The sequence below is a fragment of the Pseudoduganella umbonata genome (assembly GCF_014192225.1).
Taxonomy (GTDB): domain Bacteria; phylum Pseudomonadota; class Gammaproteobacteria; order Burkholderiales; family Burkholderiaceae_D; genus Rugamonas; species Rugamonas umbonata.
On the sequence record NZ_JACHXS010000001.1, the window covers coordinates 385,774 to 404,454 of the forward strand.

Here is an 18,681-nt window from a genome sequence, read left to right on the forward strand (position 1 = left end):
ATGGGCATCGATACCTCGGTCATCTGGGCCGTCATCATCTTTTTTGCCGTCTTCATGTACGTTCTGCTCGACGGTTTCGATCTCGGCATCGGCATGCTGTTCCCGTTCGCCAGGGACAAGCGCGACCGCGACACCATGATGAATACCGTCGCCCCCGTCTGGGACGGCAACGAAACCTGGCTGGTGCTGGGCGGGGAGGGGCTGCTGGCCGCGTTCCCCGTGGCTTACTCGATCATCCTGTCCGGGCTCTACCTGCCATTGATCTTCATGCTGATCGGCCTGGTGTTCCGCGGCGTGGCCTTTGAATTCCGCTTCAAGGCGAAGGAGCACGAGCGTCACCTGTGGGACAAGGCCTTCATCGGCGGCTCCGTGACGGCGGCCTTCTTCCAGGGCGTGTCGCTGGGCGCCTTCCTGGACGGTATCGCCGTGTCCGGCCGCAGCTATGCCGGCGGTCCCGTCGACTGGATCGCCCCGTTCCCGCTGCTGGCAGGTGCCGGTGTCATGATCGCCTACACGCTGCTGGGCAGCACCTGGCTGATCATGAAGACGGAAGGGGAGCTGCACCGGCGCATGGTGCAGGTGGCGCGGCCGTTCGCGCTGTTGCTGCTCGGGGCGATCGTCGCGGTGAGCATCTGGACCCCGCTGCGCGACCCGGCGGTCGCCGATCGCTGGTTCTCTTTCCCTAATATCGTCTTCCTGGCCCCGGTACCGATCCTGGTGCTGCTCTTCATCACCATCCTGCTGCGATCGCTCAGGCGCCAGCCGCACCGCTGGCCTTTCGTGGCCTCGCTGGCACTGGTCTTCCTGGGTTACTCCGGCATGGCGATCAGTATCTGGCCGCACATCGTGCCGCCCCATATCTCGATCTGGGAAGCCGCGTCGCCGCCGTCCAGCCAGGGTTTCGCGCTGGTCGGCACGCTCTTCATCCTGCCCATCATCCTGATGTACACCATGTGGTCGTACTGGGTCTTCCGCGGCAAGGTCAAGGCCGATGCGGGGTACCACTGATGAATCCGAAACGGCTCTGGCTGCGCCGCCTCGGCTGGATGGTCGGCCTGTGGAGTGCCGGCGTGGCGGCCCTGGCTGTTGTCGCCGGGCTGCTGCGCATGCTGATGCATGCTGCCGGTATGCGCTAACGCGACCGGGTTTTTACGTGAAGGTCAGGTCCAGCCCGACCCACCTCGTCAGGGCGATAGTGAAGAGTCCCAGCAGCAGCAGCGCCAGCAGGAAGACCGCGGCGACCTTGACGGCCGCGATCAGCACCGCGCGCTTTTCCTGCGCCTCGTTCGTCTCCCCGCCTTGCTCCTTATCCCGTTTTTTCCTCCCTTGATCGTAATGCCACTTGACGGCGTAGTACATGCCCGTGCCCAGCACGAGAATCTTGAACGTCGCGAAGACGATAGGGATCCATTCCATTCTGCGTATTTCCCGGGTATTTCCTGTGACTGTCCGAGGAGCACCGCCTCGTAACAATGTGTCGGCAGCTGCGTGCTTGTTCAAGCCCGTTATCGAGCTCTGAGGCATACTACCGGAAAGCAAAATCCATACGTTGAGACAAAATGTCCCATGTGAAAACCATACAAGATGACGAACTGCCAGGCTGGTTGCCGGGATTGGCGCCGCATGGGGGCCGCGCTTCCTGCAGATCGCGGATGCGCTGCCACCGCAGCGCCGGCTGGCAGCACGGCTGGACGTCGACCTGACAACGGTCACGCGTGCCTACGACGAGGCCAGGCGCCGCAACCTGCTGGTCGGCCGCGGCGCCCGGGGCACGTATGTCGCGGCGCCGCGAGTGGAAATGACTCCGGTCCTCGACCTGAGCATGAACGTTCCGCCACCGCCGCAAGGCGTGGACTTCGACGACATGATGAAACAGGGCCTGGCCCAAGTACTGATGAGGTCGGACAATGGCTTGCTGATGACTTACCACCTGGGCGGGGGAAGCGACTCCGACCGCCAGGCTGCAGCCAGATGGCTGGAACCGGTCCTTGGACACCTGGATCCCGGGCAGCTTGTCGTCTGCCCGGGTGCACAAGCGGCGATCGCCGCCTTGCTCCTGGCGCTGACCGGGCCTGGCGATGTCATCCTGGCAGAACCAATGAGTTACCCCGGCCTGCGTGCCGCGGCGGCCCAGCTCGGGCGCCGCATCGTTGCCGTGGAAGCGGACAGGCAGGGGATGGTGCCTGCGATGCTCGAGGAAGCGTGCCGCCGGCACAAGCCGGCGCTGGTCTACCTCAATCCGACATTGCAGAACCCGACCGCGATCACCATGCCGGAACGCCGGCGCAAGGAACTCGCCGGCATCGCGAAGCGCTGCAATGCACGCGTCGTCGAGGACGATCCCTACTGGCTACTTGCCGATGCGCCGCCACCGCCGATCGCCACGTTCGCCCCGGAACGCGTGTACTACATCTCGACCCTGTCGAAATGCCTGACGCCCGGCTTGCGCGTGGCGTTCGTGCGCGTACCGGACCCTCAGGAACGCGAACGATTCCTCGTCGCGCTCAGGTCGTTCGCGCTGATGGCCGCTCCGCTGACGGTCGCACTGGCCACGCAGTGGATCCTCGACGGGTCGGCCGCGGGATTACTCGAAGGCGTACGCAGCGAGGCGCGCCTGCGCCACCGGATGGCCCGGGATATCCTGGCGGGCCGGTACAGCGGCGCCGGAGACGGCCTTCACGTGTGGATCGAGTTGCCGGCGTACTGGAACTCGCCGCAGCTTGCGCATGCCGCCGGCAGCGAGGGCATCGCAGTCATGCCGGCGGAAGCCTTCGCGACAGGCAGCGGATCCGTGAACGCCGTCCGGATCTCGCTGGGGACCGTCAAGGACCGTGGGCAGTTACAGGCGGGTCTTCAACGGCTGTCATATCTGCTTGCCCGGCGGCCCGGGTCGGTCAGCGCTGCGGTGGTTTGACTGTCCGGGAATACCACTAAAAAACGGCCCGGTCCGGTCAACAGCCGGCTCCCGCGAGAACTGCGGGAAGCCGGCGTACGGGTCATGTTCAGGCGCGGCGTCGTCGGTTGGCGGCTACCAGGCCCAGTCCGGCGAGCAGCATTCCCCAGGTAGCGGGCTCCGGCACGGCCGAAGGCGTCCACTGATAAGCGTTGGAATAATTGTTGATGCTGAGGCTGAACGCAACCGTACTTGCCACGTCGGTCGTATTGGCGATGGCATACCAAAATGGCCTGGTTGTGGTGCCTTCCAGCGGCGCATTGTACAGTCCGAAGTCCTGGCCGGTGACCGAATTACCGGAAGTCAAAGACAGGAGGGTCGACCAGTTCGCCGAGAACCCGGTATCGCCCGGATTGGACAGCACCGCGCTGCGGAATACCTCGCCGCTGAGTGTCAGCACGGAATGCGGGGCAAGCCGCAGCGTCCAGGATTGGTCTATGTAGCCCTCGGCGCTGAACGACTCGTCCATTTCACGCCCGACGGTCGTCGTCAGCGCAAGGTTGCCGGAAATTGCGTCGGCACTCGTGGCCACACGGCCTGAGAGAAACGAGGTTTCAAAGGCCGACGGGTCGGTGCCCGAAACGTCTTCCGTCCGATACGGCCCTTCGGATGGAATTGTCCATTTCGTCACGGAGTGCCAGTGCCGGGTGGCGACATCCTCAATGGTGAAACCTGCCGCCGCGCTGTCGGCGGGTGTCAGGTCGATGACGCCGAATTGCAGGTTCCTGAGGCCCGACGTTTGCGTGAAACTCTCCGCGGCCAGCGCAGCCGCAGGCAGGCACGCGGCTGCGAGGGGGAAGACCAGTATCGAAAGCTGTTTTTTCATTGGTAGAGTCCTTGCGAATCAGGCGCGGCTTGCGCGGCGGCGCGCTGCGGCGCCCAGGGTCAGAAGGCCGAGACCGAGCATCGCATAGGTCGCCGGTTCGGGAACGGGAAGGGCTTCGACAATCGTGAAGGAATCGGTGAGGAACTGGACAGTCACGACTGAATCCTCGGTCCCGGGATTGGCAAAAGCGAGCCAGAAATCTTCGGCATGGCTGTAACCGACTTCCCGGGTGCCCAGCGAGGTACGCGTGACCGGACCATTGTCGTTCCTGGAAAACATGTAAATCGTCGTCGATGCATTGGTCAGCCTGTTGCCGATGCCATTGCCCGAATAGCCAAGGTCGAGGAAGGCATGGCCGGACAGCGTCAGCGCGCTGCCGGCAGAGAGCGTCACGTCATAGGTCTGCACTGCCCTGATCTCGACGAGCGCATCAGCCTCCCTGTATGGAGAGATCGCTCCATGGATGCTGATTTCGCCGATGCCGTCTCCCGCAGTGAGGGTGGCGTTCAGATCTCCAGCACTCAATGTGTGCGTCACCGGCTGCTGGCCGGAAGTTTCGTCGGAAAATTCCTGGTCGAGGGAGCGTCCGTCGAGGCGGCCATAGTAACTGCTGTTCCGCAGGCTGGCCGAATACGATGCCGTTACACCGTCATCCGGCTGGAGATCGATGACACCGAACGTTGCGCCGCTGATGCCGCCGCTGAATGTGACGCCATCGACGGCCTGTGCGCCGGTCATGGACAAGATGAGGGCTGCCGCAAGCCCGGTTAATCTGCATATCCTGGAATTCATTTTTCCTCGCAAAGTGGATTCAGCTGCTGGAGTGTCCTTCACCAGCGAACTTCGGTTCAGGACACGAGGTGGTGGCTGCCGGCATGCCTTGCTTTCAATATAAAAGTAGCATTTTGACAACCATTGACAATCATAGCTTATTGTCATGCTTTGAGGTCAGGGGCGTGACAGGCCGGAACTGGCCGTTTCGCTGACACCACAAGCGCAGCGAGGGAAGGAGGACAGGGCGCACGGACCCGGCTGCCGTATGAAACGACAGCCGGGTTGACCCGATGGGGGGTTACTTGAACGAGTAGGCCAGCGCGGTGTAGAACTGGCGTCCGCGCGGGTCGGTATAGCTGGGATCGTACCCGACGGAGAAACTGAACAGCTGGTTCGACCGTGGGGGATTCTTGTCGAGCAGGTTCCTGATGCCGGCCCGCAGTCTCAGGCCCGGCGAGATCTGATACCCGCCGGTCAGGTCCAGCAGCGAGTAGGAATCGACACGGTGGACCGAGCCGTCGGCCAGCAGGTTCTGGTCGCGATAGCCGCTCAGGTAGGTTTGCTGCAAGGTCAGGTTGAGCGGGCCCCGTTCATAGTCCAGGCTCACCGTATGGCGCCAGCGCTGGACGATCTGGTCGTTGGTGTACACGCCCAGCGCGCTGATATCGGGGCCGTCGTTCGATTCGCGCGTCTTGTAGTCGAACACATAGGTGCCGTTGAGCGAGAAGGCAAACTTGCCCACGGCGGTGGCGGGCAGGCGCCAGTCGACGCCCAGGTCGACGCCCGAGGTTTCCAGCGCGCCGATATTGCGCAGCCGCGAATCGATCGACAGGATGGGCCCCGGAATCCCCGGCAATTCCGGATCGGGCTCGCCGCGGATGATGAAGGCGGCATTGCGCACCGGGTCGGTGAAGTAGGAGCCTTCCGGCGAGACGATCACGTCGGTCTTCTTGATGCGCCAGTAGTCCAGCGTGGTCGTGAAGTCGCGATACGGTTCGACCACCAGGCCCAGCGAAAACTGCTTCGATTCCTCGGGGCGCAGCGACGCCGAGCCGCCCCGGAGCTTATCCGGTTGCAGGCCGCAGTAATCGGGATTCTCGGTGTTGTCGATCGCGCCGACCTGGATGCAGCCGAGCGGGTCGTTGTAGATGCCGTTGGCCTGGCCCAGCCGCACCGGGCCGTACAGGTCGGCGAGGGACGGCGCGCGGAAACCGGTGCCATACGACCCGCGCACCACCACCTGCCGTATCGGATTCCAGCGTATGCCGACCTTCGGGTTGGTGGTCGAGCCCACGTCGTTGTAGCGGTCATGGCGCAGCGCGAGCTGCGCTTCGAGGCTGGCCAGCACGGGCAGGTTGACTTCGGTATACACGGCCTTGACGTTGCGCCCGCCCGAAAACGGCGTAGCCTCGCCTTCGCCGCGGATTTCCCCGGCCTGCAGCAACGCCGAGGGCCTGAAGCTCATCTTTTCGCGCCGGTATTCGGCACCGACCGCGATGGCGGCGTTGCCGCCGGCCATCGGGAACAGGTCGCGCGTGGCCTTGACATCGAACGAGTCGGTGGTGCCGCGCGAATGGCGCGCCGGGTCGTTGATCTTGGCCGCCGCCAGCTGGGCTTGGCCTTCGGGACCGGACGGTCCGAACGGATTGATGATGCCGCTCGCGAAAGCGGCATCGAACAGCGAGGTCCTGACATAGCCGTCGATGTATTTGTCGTCGACCTCGTTGACGCTGTGATTAAGCGCCATGTCGTAGTCCCATCCCTGCACCACGCCCTTGAGGCCGACCACCATGCGTGTGGCCTTCGCATCGATTTCATTGGTCCGCGGTCCGCCTTCGGTCAGGCGCATGTTGACGACGAGCGGAGTCTTGTTGTCCGATATCAGCGCATGCGGGTAGTACTGCCCGGCCAGCGGATAGATCTCGCCCGAGACCGTCAGCGCGCTGATGCGGTAGGTGGTCGATGTTTCGTTGACGAGCAACTCGCCGTACAGGGTCGTGTCATTGTCCAGCGCAAACTGGCCACGGGTGAGCAACGACGCGCGCTTCGATTCCGGGAAGAGTTCGGTGTCCTGCATGTAATCGTACATGCAGGCAGCCGGACCGACGAAGCTGTCCGGCGCGTAGACGGTGGCCGGCGGATTGCAGGCCGGTGCGCTGGGATTCAAGCGGGGGCCGGTGGCGCTGGTGCCATTCGCGCGGGTGCGGCGCACGTTTGCCGGAAACGTATTCGAACTGCCCGAATCGAGATTGATGTCGGGCTGGTAGGCCGAACCGATCCAGCTGCGCTGCGACGAGCGCAGGCTGCTGGTGTCCTGGTAATCGAGCACGGCCAGCAGGTTATAACGGTCGGTTGCCAGGTTGCCGATGCCGCCCGACAAGGTCGCCGTCGCCTTGCGCGCGCCGCCATGCTCGGTGTCGGCGTAATAAACACTTGCGTCGGCACCTTCGTAATTGCGGCGCGTGATGAAGTTGATCACGCCGCCGATGGCATCGGTGCCATAAATGGCCGAGGCACCGTCCTTGAGCACTTCGACGCGCTCCAGCGCCGCCGACGGAATCGCGTTCAGGTCGACGCCCGCATTGCCGCCCGGAGAGGCAAAGTTGGCCAGGCGCCGGCCATTGAGCAGCACCAGCGTGGACGACACGCCAATGCCGCGCAGGTTGGCGCCGTTGAAACCGCGCTGGCCGGCAATGTCGCTGAAACTGGCGCCGTCCGTCAGGGCGGCCGTGTTGGCGGACACTTTCGACAGCAGTTCAGCCACGGTGGTAACGCCGCTTTTCTCGATGTCGGCACGGGTGATCAATTGCACCGGCAATGCCGTCTCGGCGTTGAGGCGCTTGATCGACGAACCGGTGATTTCCACTTTCGGTATCGGCTGGGTCTCCTGCGCCGCAGCCGGAAAACCCAGCGAAGCCATTAAGCCGGCGGTGGCCGTGACACCAAAGATCCGCGATACATGGGCGGCGATACGCGTTGGAACCGGCAGGTTCCCGTGCTGATATGACATTCAATCCCTCCAGTGATTTCTTCGATGGGTTGTATTGATCGCTGCTATTACCTTGATAGCCGGGTGGTATTTACCTCTGGCTTGTAAACCGGATTACGCAAAGCCATTCGAGAAAATGTCGCGTCGGCGAAGGATTGCCGGCGCCGATATCGTCTCGAATATGGCGCAATGCGGTTCTCGATATTCCGTTCCGAGATGGATACACGCGGATGCAGCCATGCGCGTGGTTCCTGCTTTTACACTAGCGTGGGATAGGCGGATGAGCAACGAAATTGCTGCCGATTTTTACATCGTGCCCGAAATGTGTAAAAAATAATACATTTCTGGAATGGCTGGATGGTGGGGGTAAAGCAGTGGCGGTGCAGGGCCAGCGATGTCGGTAGGCATACGCACCCTCATGGAAACTGCTGCCGCCAGCAGCAGTTTCCGGAGCACGTTAGGGGCTCTCAATACCAGTCTGCGGGGAATAGGGTGCCGGAAGTGATGTCGAGATGCTTGTACAGTGCAACGCCGGTCCAGTCGCTGAGATTGAACACGGTATTCGAATCCGCCAGCTTTCTTACTTCGACGGTGGAGACTGTCAGAGGAAACTTGGGCCGGCACACGCTAGGCGGGACAGAGGGGCGAACAAAATAGACTGCGCTTTCCGTGGTGGTCGACGGGTTGGTGACCCGCTTCGCGGTCACCGGTCTCGCATCGCCATTTCCCTGTACCAGCAAGGCAGTCTCGACGCTGATGCCGATACCGCGCGCAGTCATATTGCCGCTTGAGGATGCGGGCAATACACCGCCGACGCATCCGGCGCTCCCGCTTGCCGTTCTGCTCGGCGCCACGATCCTTGAAATGAAGGTAATGAAGCGGCCCATCCGATCGCGGCTGTCGAAATGCGAATCGAAAATCAGGCTTGCCAATGCGGGTGGTGCGATGAAGCCACCCTGCAGACTCAGGGGATCGGGGTCGAACGTAATATCCTTGTAGTAGGGATTGAGCATCGACTCCTCCGACGTGGCAGACTTGTAGAGCGCGGAATAATCGAACTGGCCAAGTACTGCCAGACCGGCGCTGGTGCCACCGACGGGGACGTTTTTGGCCATCAGTGTTTTCAGCGTCTGTTCGAGCGCCGTCCCTTTCCAGAAACGGATGTAATGACTCTGGTCGCCGCCTGCGATAAAGACGACATTGGCCTTGGCAAGGATGGCATTCACGGCCGCGCTATTGGCCGCCCTGACGCTGGGGATCACCAGCGTTTCCACCGAGGTCAGGCCCAGCGAAGCGCCACCCACCCACAATTCGGCGATCGTCGTGGAGGTCGACAGCTTGTCATCGCTGTAGAAAATATAGGGGTTGTAGGCCTCCGTTCCGGTAGCCCGGATAACGACAAATCGTCCGCCGGTGCCCGGTTTGATGCCGGCCCGCTGGATCAGCCACCGAAAGGCCGGATCGACGTCAGGACCGCCTCCCATCAGCACGAAGGACGGCGTCGGCAGGGAGGACGGTGCCGTTACCGGCGCATTGACATCGCCTGTCGCGAAATAGGAATACAGAGGAATCGGCTGCGCAGGTTCGAATGTGGGCTCCGCGACTGCCGGCGCAGCGTAAACAAGCGACGTTATTGCGAGCATCAGCGCGCCGAAACCTGAAAGAAGCCGCATCAGCGACTGGTGGAAAGAGCGTGTCAGCATGGTTCGAGCTCCGATAAAGGCTGTTTCTGGGATTGAACATCTATCGGGACGGCAGGTCCCGATCATAAAAAGCGGCTCCTAACAACGTCGCTTGACAGCGCTCGACAGCAGCAGCAAGCCGCCCAGCACCATGGCAAAGGCGGGCGGTTCGGGCACCTGGGCGATACCGAAGGTCAGCGTGCCGGAATTCCACACACCTTCAGGCTCGTCGAATGCGAGATCCTTAAAGTAGTCATGGAACTCCAGGCGCAAGATACCGTCGGCGCCCACCGCAAAAACCTGTCCCAGCTCGCCAAGGTCCTGGAACCCGGCATAATTCATCGTCCCGTCAAAATCATCGCCGCCGCCAGGCGTAAAAGTCACACCGGTGCCCAATGAATCGCTGAAAGTGATCTGCATTTCGGACAGATAGCTGCCGGCATGACTCGTCACGTTGACATCCCACTTGAAACTCATGATCGATGCTCCGGCGCCGACGTAAAAGTCCAGGATGACATTACTCACCGCGCCTCTCTCGTCATTATTCAAGACGCCTTCAGTGTTCACCTGCAGCTCGTGCATGGCTTTTTCATGTGTCTTCACTTCAGTTGCGCTGGCACCGCTGGCCTGCGCCAATCCAAACGTTAATGCCATAGCTACCGTCAATAGACGCTGCACATACTTTGTATTCGTCATGATATTTTCCGGAAATAAATACCACAGCACGCAGGGAAACTATTCGATGGGTTGAAGGCATCGATAGTTCGAAGAGGTCGGTCGTGATCGATTGCAGGAGTCGATGCAAGTGTATCGCTAACGCTTGCTGTCAAAGCATCGAATGCAAAGAAAATACGTCGGCGGGTTACCGAAGAGAAATCCGTATTGCCGAAACTGATGAAAGAAGATTTTAAGGAGGAAACAGTACGTTGCGGATTGCATGTCCAGCGATTGATCGATGGATTTATCGCACAGGGAGAGACTGGTGGAGCCCCGAATTTGAGAACTGTACAGACAGCGTTTCAAGAAAAAACGGTAATACTGGTACGGCCCAATCGTGTCGATCGAGCGGGCAGGGCTGCGTATCGATATCCCAACAGGCTTACTGGCGACTGGGGGGCCGCAAAGACCTGGACAATGATGACGGTCGGGTCATAGACTGTGGAATTCGGCTGTGCCTTCGACGGACTGACTACATGATTACCTGCCACGTAAAATACACTATCGACCCCTATCAGCTGGACGCCTTCGAACGCTATTCACGCGATTGGGTCCGGATTGTCAGGCGAATGGGAGGGGAGCATCACGGCTATTTCCTGCCCGCCGAAGGGGCTAACAATATCGCCTACTGCCTGTTCAGTTTCGCCAGCCTGTCCGATTATGAACGGTATCGCCGCGAGTCCGCAGAAGACCAGGAATGTATCGAGCTGGTGGGCATGGCCACTCGGCAGAAGTTTATCCTGAGCTATGAACGCAGTTTTTTGCGGCCGGTGCTTCAGTAAATTTCCCGCGCCAGGCATTCACACGGTTCGATATTCGATGAGTTCATCCGCCTTTCGTACATTCCGCGCCGGCTTTCAAATGAAGGCCGATGCGACGATGTGCGTCGTGCGCCGCGTGCTGGCCGGCTTGGTCCTGCTGGCTTGCTTTGCCTCGCCAGCTTTCGCTTGTTTGCTGATAACCAGTAACAGGCTGTTCGACAGGTCGGTGCCGGACACCTTCCAGTGGGATAAAGCCAGGATGAACCGTGCCTTGCCGGCGCCGAAGCTGAAAACCGCCCGTATCGACCGCGACCCCGATATCCCCACCAGCTACGTGCGGCGAATAGAATCGTGCCGCAGCGGCATGGTAAGTGTGTGGATTCGCTGGCCACGCGCCGGCAAAACCGACATCGACAAGACAGGTTTTCAGTTCAAGCTGCTGAGCCCGGACAGCGGGCTGTCCGTGGACGACGTTCCCGTCATCGGCGTGCGCGAAGGCGATGCGATCCGCTTCCAGTTCCTGCTGTTCGAGTCGCCCTACGCGGCGAAGGACCCACTGGAAGTGAAAATGCAGGTCTACGCGGTCAATGATAAAAGGCAGCGTGGGCCAGCCAGCACGCTTGCATTGCGAGCGCCGCCGGCTTGCTCCACCGGGAGCCAGCGGTAACCGGGTATCAGCGGTAACTGGTATCGGCGTTATCGTGCACTTGCTGCGCGAGCCGTCGCCATGGGCACCCGCAAGGTCCACACGGTGCCCTGCGCGGACGTCGCCAGTTCCAGCGCGCCGTCGATCTTCGCGGCCCGTTCGCGCATGCCGGGAATGCCCCAATGGCCGGGGCGGCCGCCATCGTCGACGATTTCGCGCGGCATGCCGCGGCCGTCGTCCACGATGGCGATGCTCAATTCCGCCGGCGCGTAGCACAGCGTGACGGTGACCGTGCGCGGCCGCGCGTGGACGAAGGCATTCCACACCGCCTCGCGTGCGATGGCCAGCGCTTCCTCGGCAACCGCTTCGTCGAGCGGCATCGCCTTTCCTTCGGTGACCACGCTGAAGCGCACGCCGTGATCGCGTGCCAGCGGCTCGCCGTGGCTGGCGATGGCTTGCGCCAGGCCGCCGGCCGGCAGGGGCACGCCGCGCAGTCCGGCCACGCGGTCGCGCCCCTCGGCCAGCACCTGGTTGGCCTGCTCCAGCGCCGCCTCGAGCGGTTCGCGCTCGCCGTCCCGCAGCCGGTACACGGCGGCCGTCATCTTCAGGATCAGGCCCTGGATCGACTGCAGCAGCGTGTCGTGCAGCTCGCGGGCGATGCGCTCGCGCTCGGCATGACGTTCGTTCATCCTGGCCGCCAGCCCGCGCGCCACGCGGCGCAGCCGCATCCGGTGCAGCACCCACAGCGCGGCGACCACGCCGCCGGCGCACAGCATGCGGAACCACAGCGTCTGCGTCAGGCTCGGCGCGATCTCGAACGACAGCACGGCGCCTTGCTCGTTCCACACGCCATCGTCGTTGGAAGCGATCACGCGGAAGCGGTAGCGGCCCGGCGCCAGGTTGGTGTAATGGGCGGCGCGGCGTCCTTCGGCGTCCTGCCAGCCATGGTCGACGCCCTCGAGCTGGTAGCGAAAGCCCACGCGTTCGGCGGAGCGGTAGCTCAGCGCCGTGAAGTCGACCTCCAGCGCGCTGGTATGCGGTGGCAGCAGCATGCCCTCCCGGGCCGGCCATGCCTTGCCGCCGGACTTCAGCGCCGTCACGTACACCGGCGGCACCAGGCCGTTGCGCGGCAGCTGCGCGGGATCGAACGCGAAAACGCTCGCCATCGTCGAGAACCATAGCGAGCCGTCCGAGGCACGAATGGCCGACGGCAGCGGCGTGATGGAACTGGCGGTGCCGACCAGGCCATCGCGGTAGTCGAGGCGCTCGAAACGCACGCGGTAGGCCCCATCGACGGCTGCCCGCCGCAGATCGACCGACGCGATGGCGGAAAGGCCGGCGCCGCCATTGATCCAGAGCGTGCCGTCGCGCGCGAACACGAGTCCCGTGATGCCGGTGAACGGTTCGCCGCCCTGGCCGGTGACCGCCGTGAAGCGCTGGCCATCGAACCACGCCAGGCCGTTTTCGCCACCGATCCAGGCGCCATTGGTGGAGGGCAGGATGGCCAGTACCGTGCCGGTGGCGAGTCCGTCGGCGCGGTTGAACTTGCGCACGTTGCCGCGATCGAGCAGCGCAAGCTGGTCGTCGGTGGAGCCGAACCACATGCGCCCGAGCGGGTCGGCGGTCATCGCCGTGACGGCAAAGCCGGCCAGCCCGGCTACGCCGCCATGCGCGCTCCAGCTGCCATCGCGCAGCGTGTACAGGCCTCGGCGGCCCATGCTGGCCCACAGTGCGCCGCCCCCATCGGTGGCCAGTGAAAAAATGGCGGTGTGCTGCGGATCGACCAGTCCCGCCGGCAACGGCACCGCTTCCCGCTTCCCGTCGCGCACCTTCCACAGGCCGCCGATGCCGCCGCTCCACAGCGTGCCATCGGCGCCGGCATGCAGCGCGGTCGTCAGGTCGAGGTTCGACGATGGCGGCGCGAACGGCACCGCCGCCGCATCGGGCCCGGCCAGCGCCGAGCGGTCGACCCACGCGCCGCCGTCCGGACGCGGCGCCAGCGGGCGCGCACCGGCCGTGTAGCGCGGCAGGTCGATAGCCTTCAGGCGCGCGGCCCGGAACCGGTCCAGGCCATTCTCGGTGCCGACCCAGATATTGTCTTCGCGATCCTGGAACACGGTAAAACCATGCAGGCCGGAGAGCCCACGCTCGGCATCGGTGCGCTGCTGCGGTGCCTGGCGTCCCGCGGAATGACGCAGTACGCCGCGGTAATCCGGCTGCCACAGGTTGCCGGCGCGGTCGAACAGGAAGGCATTGAGCCGGTCGTCGATCTGCCACGTCTTCGGATCGGTGCCGGGTGCACCCGCCAGCAGGTGCAGGCCGGGACGCATCAGGTCGGACGTCCAGATGCTGCCATCGGGGTGCTCGGCCAATATGCCGTTCCCCGTGACATCGAGCTTGCGTTCGAAGCGGCCGGCGCCTTTCGGCAGCGAGAACACGCCGTCGCTGGTGCGCACCCAGAATGTGCCGCCGCGATCGCGCAGCATCGCCTGGACGGAGCCGCCCGGCGCGGCCAACGCCGCCGCCGGCTTGCGCCACACACCATCGGCACCCATCTCCCGCAGGCCGCCGCCGGACGTACCGAGCCACAGCCGGCCCGCGCCATCCTGGCCAAGACCGGAACTCGAACCCGCAGGCGTCCCATGTTCGCCGACGCGGAAGTGACGCATGCGGCCATTGGCCAGTAGGCTGGCGCCGCCGTACTTGTAGACGAGCCACAGCGCGCCATCCGGCAGCACGCCCAGGTGCGTGATGCTCGACGACAGCGGCTCCAGGCCGATGTCGCGTGCCCGTTCGAAACGGGCGCCGTCGAAGCGGAACAGGCCGGCGGCGCCGCCGATCCACAGCCAGCCGTCCGGCGTCTGCGCGATGGCCGAGATGCCGGTCGGCGCGCCGTCGCTGGCCGTCCAGCTGGTGTGCTGCATCGCGATGACCGGCTGGTTTTCAGCCGGTTCGGCTGGCGCTGCGATGACGGCCGCGATGTGGCATGCGAGTGCCGCGGCGACGAAGGATTTGGAAATGGTGCGAAGGGGCGGGAACATGGACGACCTGGTCAGTAACGGGCGCAGTGTAACCGAAACCTCCCGCTGAGGGCGGGGCAGGGCGTTGGTCGATCGGGGCTTGCGATGTTCCAGCGCCGCGGCACCTGAGCATTGTCGACTGATGTATCCGATCAGGGCACACGCCCGCGGCGGTATGGCCGATGGGATCGTATCAACAATCCGGCTGGAATGAGGGGGCGGTCGAACTGACCCGCCAGAGGCATGTCAGGCCTCGAACTGGTGGTACACCTTGGCGATGACTTTCCAGTCGCCTGCCATTTTGATCAAGGTGAGATAGTCGTTGTAGTCTGCACCAATGGCATCCTGCTCCATGTCCACGCGTACGACGGCAGTGGTGGGCGTGATCGCCAGCACGTCCAGGCGCGTAGTGATCTCCGCAGCTTTTCCGTTCTGCGTGACAAATTTGTACAAGTTTTCGATTGGCCCACCCAACAGCTGTCCATTGGTGAAACCGTACATCACGGCATCCTCATGGAATGCTTGGGCAACCTGTTCGACGCTACCGGTGCGCAGGCCGTCGACGTAGTGCTGGGCGACGGCGATGACACCGTTGTAATCGGCTGTCGGTACGGCTTTGATATTCTTGCTCATGTCTTGCTCCTGATGTGATTGGTTTAAAGGTGGTGGACGGTGCGCCCGCCGTGGCGTAGATGATCACAAAGTGGCGACAGGCCAGTCGGTGAACCCTTTTGCACCGCCGTTGTAGTAAGACTCGCGCGGTGCGATGGCAAGTTCCTTCCCGCGACGCAGACGCTCCACCAGGTCGGGGTTGGCAATGAACAGGCGCCCAAATGCCACTGCATCAATTTTTCCTTGCGCGCGCCGATCGATGGCGAGGTTGAGGTCGTAATTGTTGTTGCCAATGTAGGGGCCGTTGAACATGGCCCGTAATTGGTCGAGGTCGACATTGTCCGGCACGACACGCGAGCCGCCGGTGGTACCTTCGACGATATGCAGGTAGGCCAGTTCGAATCGGTTGAGTTCGCGGATCAGGTGGCCGTAGGTGCCCATGACGTTACTGTCGAGCGGTGTGTTGCCGACATCTGGTGTGACGGGTGACAGGCGAATGCCGACGCGGTTTCCGCCCCAGATGGCGACAATTGCTTCTGTTACGTCGAGCGTCAGACGCACGCGGTTTTCCAGTGTGCCGCCATACTGGTCGGTGCGTCGATTGGTGGCGTCGCGCAGGAACTGGTCGAGCAAGTAGCAATTGGCCGAGTGCACTTCCACACCGTCGAATCCCGCACGTAGCGCGTTCTTCGCGGCGTGTACATACTGCGCGATGATGCCGGCGATTTCGTCGGTTTCCAGCGCGCGCGGCATTGAGACCGGCACGAATCCTTCCGTTGTATAAGTGCTGCCTTCTGCCTTGATCGCCGAAGGAGCAACCGGTGAGCCGCCATCGGGTTGCAGTTTCACGGAAGAGAAACGGCCGACGTGCCATAGCTGGCAGACGATCTTGCCGCCCACTGCATGGACTGCATCGGTAACTCGCCTCCATCCTGCGACTTGCGCATCGTTCCAGATGCCAGGTGTCGCCGCATAGCCACGCCCCTGCGGCGAAATGTTGGTTGCTTCCGAGACGATCAGACCAGCACTGGCACGCTGGGCGTAGTACGTCGCGTGCAACATGCCGGGTACGCCGTCTTCACCGTAGCGGCTGCGCGTGACAGGAGCCATGACGATCCGGTTTGCAGTGGCGATTGCGCCGAAACTACTGGGAGTGAAGAGGTCGGTAAGTAAGCTGTTGTCGGGCATCGTGGTTCCTTGTCAGTCGTGGAGCGGTTCAGTGAAGTTCGCTATGCGGCTACTTTAAGGATCATTGATAATGAAGTGAATCGCCATAAACCGAGATACGGAATGATCAAAAACGACATAATCATCAAGTCGCCGCCCGTCATGGGATTAGCAAGTGACCCCTCGGCACTGACACCAATCCACCTCCCGGGGCTGATGGCGTTCGAGGCGGCTGCCCGGGTGCTCAACTTTGGCAAGGCCGCCGCGGAACTGGGCGTAACGGCCACCGCGATGTCGCGTACGATTAAAATTCTCGAAGAACAACTCGGCGTGCGGTTGTTCAACCGCACCACACGCAGCGTCGGCTTGACCGAGGCCGGTACTGCGTTAAACGCGGCCATTGCTCCGGCACTTGCCAGCATTCGCGGCGCCCTGGTTCAGGTCAGCCACGGCGCGGACCGGCCGTCGGGTCTGCTGCGAATAAACCTGTCATACGTGGCTTATCGCATTCTGGTCGAACCGCATGTCGATGCGTTCTTCGCCGCATTCCCGGGAATCAATCTGGAGATATCGCTGGACAATCAGCTCAGCGATATTGTCAGCGCGGGTTTCGACGCCGGCATTCGCCTGGGCCGGAAAGTGCAAAACGACATGGTCGCCGTGCAGCTAGGCGGCTTGCAACGACGTGTCGTGCTGGCGGCACCGGACTATTTCCGGGAGCGCTCGCGCCCCGAGCGTATCGAGGACCTGCTCGGGCATGACTGCATCCGGCAGCGCTATTCATTTGGTGGCAGGCTGTTCGACTGGAAATTCCAGGTGGCCGGCCAGATGGTCCAGATCGATGTGCAAGGCCGCTTGATAGTCGACGATATGCACTCTGTCATCGATGCGGCGGTGCGCGGTGCCGGGATCGCCTTCGCTTACGCAGACTTCGCGCGCCAGGAAATAGCTGCCGGATCCTTGGTGCGCATCCTCACGCAAGACAGCGCGACTGACGACGCATTTCATATCTATTATCCCCATCGCTCTCATATGCCCGGGAAGCTGCGTGTCTTTGTCGATTTCATGAGGGATGCCAACCGTCCTGCAAGGCCTTGAACAGCATGGTCCGATACGGGCGTTCGTCGTACGCTTCCTGCAACTCGAACTTCATTTGAACGATACCCGAACGGGCGTGAAACGCGTAGCGTTCGCGTGGATCCACACTGACGACTGGCGGGCATTCTTCGATAGCGGACCGCTAAAACAGCCTAACGATGAACCGGAACGGTCTGAAACGGTCTGTAACGCCGAAGCCAGACAGTCTAATTCGCGGCGAGATTTGCCAGGAACAGTCGATTCCGGTCCAAATTTTTCCGTGCAACGCTGATTCGGGACCGTAGTAGATGATTCGAGATCGTGTTGGAGCGATTTAGAGCGGCTGACGAAAAGGGTATCGCATCCGCACCCCACGCATCGTCATCCCTTGCCGGTCACGCGAGGTTGCGCTTGAAATAGGGTCCCAGTTTGGCCATCGCCAGGCCCATACCCGGTCCGTCGTACAGATCCATATGCGTCGCGCCCGGGATCACGGCCAGCTCCTTCCTGCCTGGTGCCCTGGCGAACAACGCCTTGCTGTGCCACAGCGAGCCGGCTTTGCTGCCGGCGACGATCATCACTGGCTGGGTCAGCGTCTCGAGGCGATCGAAGCCGGTGAACGCGATCATGTAGCTGGCGCTCGCCAGCAGCATCTTGTTGGGCGCATTCGGGTGCTGCCCGCGCGGCGTCAGGTAATAGTCGGCTGCCTGCTGCAGATCGTACGGGGCCGAACGGTCGCCGACGGCAGGCACGTAAGGGATGTAAACCGGCGCCGCACCGCCGGCCTCCGCGGTGCGCTGCCTCCCAGCGGCGTCCAGCGTCTTGATCTGGTCGGCGACCTTGCCCTTGCCGTCCCACCCCTGGCGAAACGCCGCGCCCACGTCCACGGCGCTGACCGTGCCGATTGCCCTGATGCGGCGATCGGTCGATGCCGCCTTGACGGTTGCGCCGCTGCCGGCACAGATACCGAGCGCGCCGATGCGGGCGTTGTCGACGTAGGGGAGGGTGGTCATGTAATCGACGGCGCTGTAGATATCGCCCACGCGGCGCATCGGGTCATCGAGAAAGCGCGGCATGCCGCCGCTGGCGCCCTGATGGGAGGCGTCGAACGCCAGCGTGAGGAAGCCCTGCCGCGCCAGGGCGCTTGCATACAGGCTGGCAGTCTGTTCCTTTACCCCGCCGCCGGGATGCACGACGATGACTGCAGGGTACTTTCCGGTCGCAGTGAATCCTTCGGGGAAGAACAGGATTCCCGCCATCCTGATGTCGTTGTTCGGGAACTGGACTTCCTGCGTCCTGGTCGCGTCGGCAGGATCGGCGGCAGGCGGTTCGGCGCCGAGGGCCGCCATCGACAGCGTTGCCGAGACAGCGGCGACAGCGCCGCCGGCCAGCACCGTGCGGCGGGTTGCATCGGGTTGGTTCGGATCGGTGAATGCGGGTTTCATGGTTTTCCTTTA

Annotated in this window: 15 protein-coding genes and 1 pseudogene; 6 read left to right on the forward strand and 10 right to left on the reverse strand. The window is 62.6% G+C overall.

Annotated features, from left to right (window positions below; translation table 11 throughout):
* Together cydB and FHS02_RS01600 are read left to right on the forward strand one after the other, a co-directional pair.
* On the forward strand, nucleotides 1-1,008 hold the full coding sequence (cydB, locus tag FHS02_RS01595; RefSeq protein WP_137312493.1) for a cytochrome d ubiquinol oxidase subunit II: 1,008 nt from the start codon (nucleotides 1-3) through the stop codon (nucleotides 1,006-1,008).
* Nucleotides 1,008-1,136 carry a DUF2474 family protein gene (locus FHS02_RS01600; RefSeq protein ID WP_137312494.1) on the forward strand — a complete coding sequence of 43 codons (129 nt, stop codon included), beginning with the start codon at nucleotides 1,008-1,010 and terminating at the stop codon, nucleotides 1,134-1,136. Before cydB ends, FHS02_RS01600 begins: the two co-directional genes overlap by 1 nt.
* Before the next feature lie 13 nt (nucleotides 1,137-1,149).
* On the opposite strand, the gene FHS02_RS01605 is transcribed toward FHS02_RS01600, so the two are convergent.
* A complete protein-coding gene (locus FHS02_RS01605; protein ID WP_137312495.1) occupies nucleotides 1,150-1,416 on the reverse strand; it encodes a hypothetical protein in 267 nt (88 codons plus the stop codon).
* 143 nt (nucleotides 1,417-1,559) lie between these two features.
* Between FHS02_RS01605 and FHS02_RS01610 the strand changes: the two are divergent.
* Nucleotides 1,560-2,914, forward strand: a pseudogene (locus FHS02_RS01610) (aminotransferase-like domain-containing protein).
* An 88-nt stretch (nucleotides 2,915-3,002) separates the two neighbouring features.
* On the opposite strand, the gene FHS02_RS31315 reads toward FHS02_RS01610, so the two are convergent.
* The 5 genes from FHS02_RS31315 to FHS02_RS01635 form a co-directional block, all read right to left on the reverse strand.
* Entirely contained in the window at nucleotides 3,003-3,779 is a 777-nt protein-coding gene (locus FHS02_RS31315; RefSeq protein ID WP_229422508.1) for a PEPxxWA-CTERM sorting domain-containing protein, read from the reverse strand.
* Between the two features lie 18 nt (nucleotides 3,780-3,797).
* The gene (locus FHS02_RS31900) at nucleotides 3,798-4,613 is read right to left on the reverse strand and encodes a PEP-CTERM sorting domain-containing protein (RefSeq protein ID WP_217496893.1); all 816 of its coding nucleotides are present in this window, start codon (nucleotides 4,611-4,613) and stop codon (nucleotides 3,798-3,800) included.
* A 238-nt stretch (nucleotides 4,614-4,851) separates the two neighbouring features.
* Nucleotides 4,852-7,563, reverse strand: coding sequence for a TonB-dependent receptor (locus FHS02_RS01625; RefSeq protein ID WP_137312496.1), 2,712 nt, complete (start codon nucleotides 7,561-7,563; stop codon nucleotides 4,852-4,854).
* Nucleotides 7,564-8,009: 446 nt separating this feature from the next.
* A complete protein-coding gene (locus FHS02_RS01630) occupies nucleotides 8,010-9,245 on the reverse strand; it encodes a cyanophycinase (RefSeq protein ID WP_175424697.1) in 1,236 nt (411 codons plus the stop codon).
* Between the two features lie 78 nt (nucleotides 9,246-9,323).
* Complete coding sequence (locus FHS02_RS01635; protein WP_137312498.1) at nucleotides 9,324-9,920, reverse strand: hypothetical protein; 597 nt, start codon at nucleotides 9,918-9,920, stop codon at nucleotides 9,324-9,326.
* Nucleotides 9,921-10,417: 497 nt separating this feature from the next.
* Here FHS02_RS01635 and FHS02_RS01640 point away from each other — a divergent pair, with 497 nt between their 5' ends.
* On the forward strand, nucleotides 10,418-10,723 hold the full coding sequence (locus FHS02_RS01640) for an NIPSNAP family protein (RefSeq protein ID WP_137312499.1): 306 nt from the start codon (nucleotides 10,418-10,420) through the stop codon (nucleotides 10,721-10,723).
* A gap of 37 nt (nucleotides 10,724-10,760) precedes the next feature.
* Nucleotides 10,761-11,369 (forward strand): hypothetical protein, encoded by a 609-nt coding sequence (locus FHS02_RS01645; protein ID WP_137312500.1) that lies wholly within the window; start codon nucleotides 10,761-10,763, stop codon nucleotides 11,367-11,369.
* A 29-nt stretch (nucleotides 11,370-11,398) separates the two neighbouring features.
* Here FHS02_RS01645 and FHS02_RS01650 read toward each other — a convergent pair whose 3' ends face one another.
* The 3 genes from FHS02_RS01650 to FHS02_RS01660 form a co-directional block, all read right to left on the reverse strand.
* The gene (locus FHS02_RS01650; protein ID WP_137312501.1) at nucleotides 11,399-14,389 is read right to left on the reverse strand and encodes a sensor histidine kinase; all 2,991 of its coding nucleotides are present in this window, start codon (nucleotides 14,387-14,389) and stop codon (nucleotides 11,399-11,401) included.
* Nucleotides 14,390-14,614: 225 nt separating this feature from the next.
* A complete protein-coding gene (locus FHS02_RS01655) occupies nucleotides 14,615-15,001 on the reverse strand; it encodes a nuclear transport factor 2 family protein (RefSeq protein ID WP_137312502.1) in 387 nt (128 codons plus the stop codon).
* Nucleotides 15,002-15,064: 63 nt separating this feature from the next.
* Nucleotides 15,065-16,168: an alkene reductase gene (locus FHS02_RS01660; RefSeq protein WP_137312503.1), complete on the reverse strand. Its 1,104-nt coding sequence runs from the start codon at nucleotides 16,166-16,168 to the stop codon at nucleotides 15,065-15,067.
* Nucleotides 16,169-16,270: 102 nt separating this feature from the next.
* On the opposite strand from FHS02_RS01660, the gene FHS02_RS01665 reads away from it, so the two are divergent.
* The gene (locus FHS02_RS01665; RefSeq protein ID WP_137312504.1) at nucleotides 16,271-17,245 is read left to right on the forward strand and encodes a LysR family transcriptional regulator; all 975 of its coding nucleotides are present in this window, start codon (nucleotides 16,271-16,273) and stop codon (nucleotides 17,243-17,245) included.
* A gap of 374 nt (nucleotides 17,246-17,619) precedes the next feature.
* Here the strand turns inward: FHS02_RS01665 and FHS02_RS01670 are convergent, their stop codons facing one another.
* Nucleotides 17,620-18,669 carry an alpha/beta hydrolase gene (locus tag FHS02_RS01670; RefSeq protein WP_137312505.1) on the reverse strand — a complete coding sequence of 350 codons (1,050 nt, stop codon included), beginning with the start codon at nucleotides 18,667-18,669 and terminating at the stop codon, nucleotides 17,620-17,622.
* Nucleotides 18,670-18,681: the final 12 nt, after the last annotated feature.

What these genes read in the sequence shown, in the direction of transcription:
- FHS02_RS01625 (WP_137312496.1), bottom strand. Translation starts at nt 7,563, where the DNA reads ATGTCATATCAGCACGGGAACCTGCCGGTTCCAACGCGTATCGCCGCC.
- FHS02_RS01670 (WP_137312505.1), bottom strand. Translation starts at nt 18,669, where the DNA reads ATGAAACCCGCATTCACCGATCCGAACCAACCCGATGCAACCCGCCGC.
- FHS02_RS01630 (WP_175424697.1), bottom strand. Translation starts at nt 9,245, where the DNA reads ATGCTGACACGCTCTTTCCACCAGTCGCTGATGCGGCTTCTTTCAGGT.
- FHS02_RS01655 (WP_137312502.1), bottom strand. Translation starts at nt 15,001, where the DNA reads ATGAGCAAGAATATCAAAGCCGTACCGACAGCCGATTACAACGGTGTC.
- FHS02_RS01635 (WP_137312498.1), bottom strand. Translation starts at nt 9,920, where the DNA reads ATGACGAATACAAAGTATGTGCAGCGTCTATTGACGGTAGCTATGGCA.
- FHS02_RS01640 (WP_137312499.1), top strand. Translation starts at nt 10,418, where the DNA reads ATGATTACCTGCCACGTAAAATACACTATCGACCCCTATCAGCTGGAC.
- FHS02_RS01650 (WP_137312501.1), bottom strand. Translation starts at nt 14,389, where the DNA reads ATGTTCCCGCCCCTTCGCACCATTTCCAAATCCTTCGTCGCCGCGGCA.
- cydB (WP_137312493.1), top strand. Translation starts at nt 1, where the DNA reads ATGGGCATCGATACCTCGGTCATCTGGGCCGTCATCATCTTTTTTGCC.
- FHS02_RS01605 (WP_137312495.1), bottom strand. Translation starts at nt 1,416, where the DNA reads ATGGAATGGATCCCTATCGTCTTCGCGACGTTCAAGATTCTCGTGCTG.
- FHS02_RS01660 (WP_137312503.1), bottom strand. Translation starts at nt 16,168, where the DNA reads ATGCCCGACAACAGCTTACTTACCGACCTCTTCACTCCCAGTAGTTTC.
- FHS02_RS01600 (WP_137312494.1), top strand. Translation starts at nt 1,008, where the DNA reads ATGAATCCGAAACGGCTCTGGCTGCGCCGCCTCGGCTGGATGGTCGGC.
- FHS02_RS01645 (WP_137312500.1), top strand. Translation starts at nt 10,761, where the DNA reads ATGAGTTCATCCGCCTTTCGTACATTCCGCGCCGGCTTTCAAATGAAG.
- FHS02_RS01665 (WP_137312504.1), top strand. Translation starts at nt 16,271, where the DNA reads ATGATCAAAAACGACATAATCATCAAGTCGCCGCCCGTCATGGGATTA.
- FHS02_RS31315 (WP_229422508.1), bottom strand. Translation starts at nt 3,779, where the DNA reads ATGAAAAAACAGCTTTCGATACTGGTCTTCCCCCTCGCAGCCGCGTGC.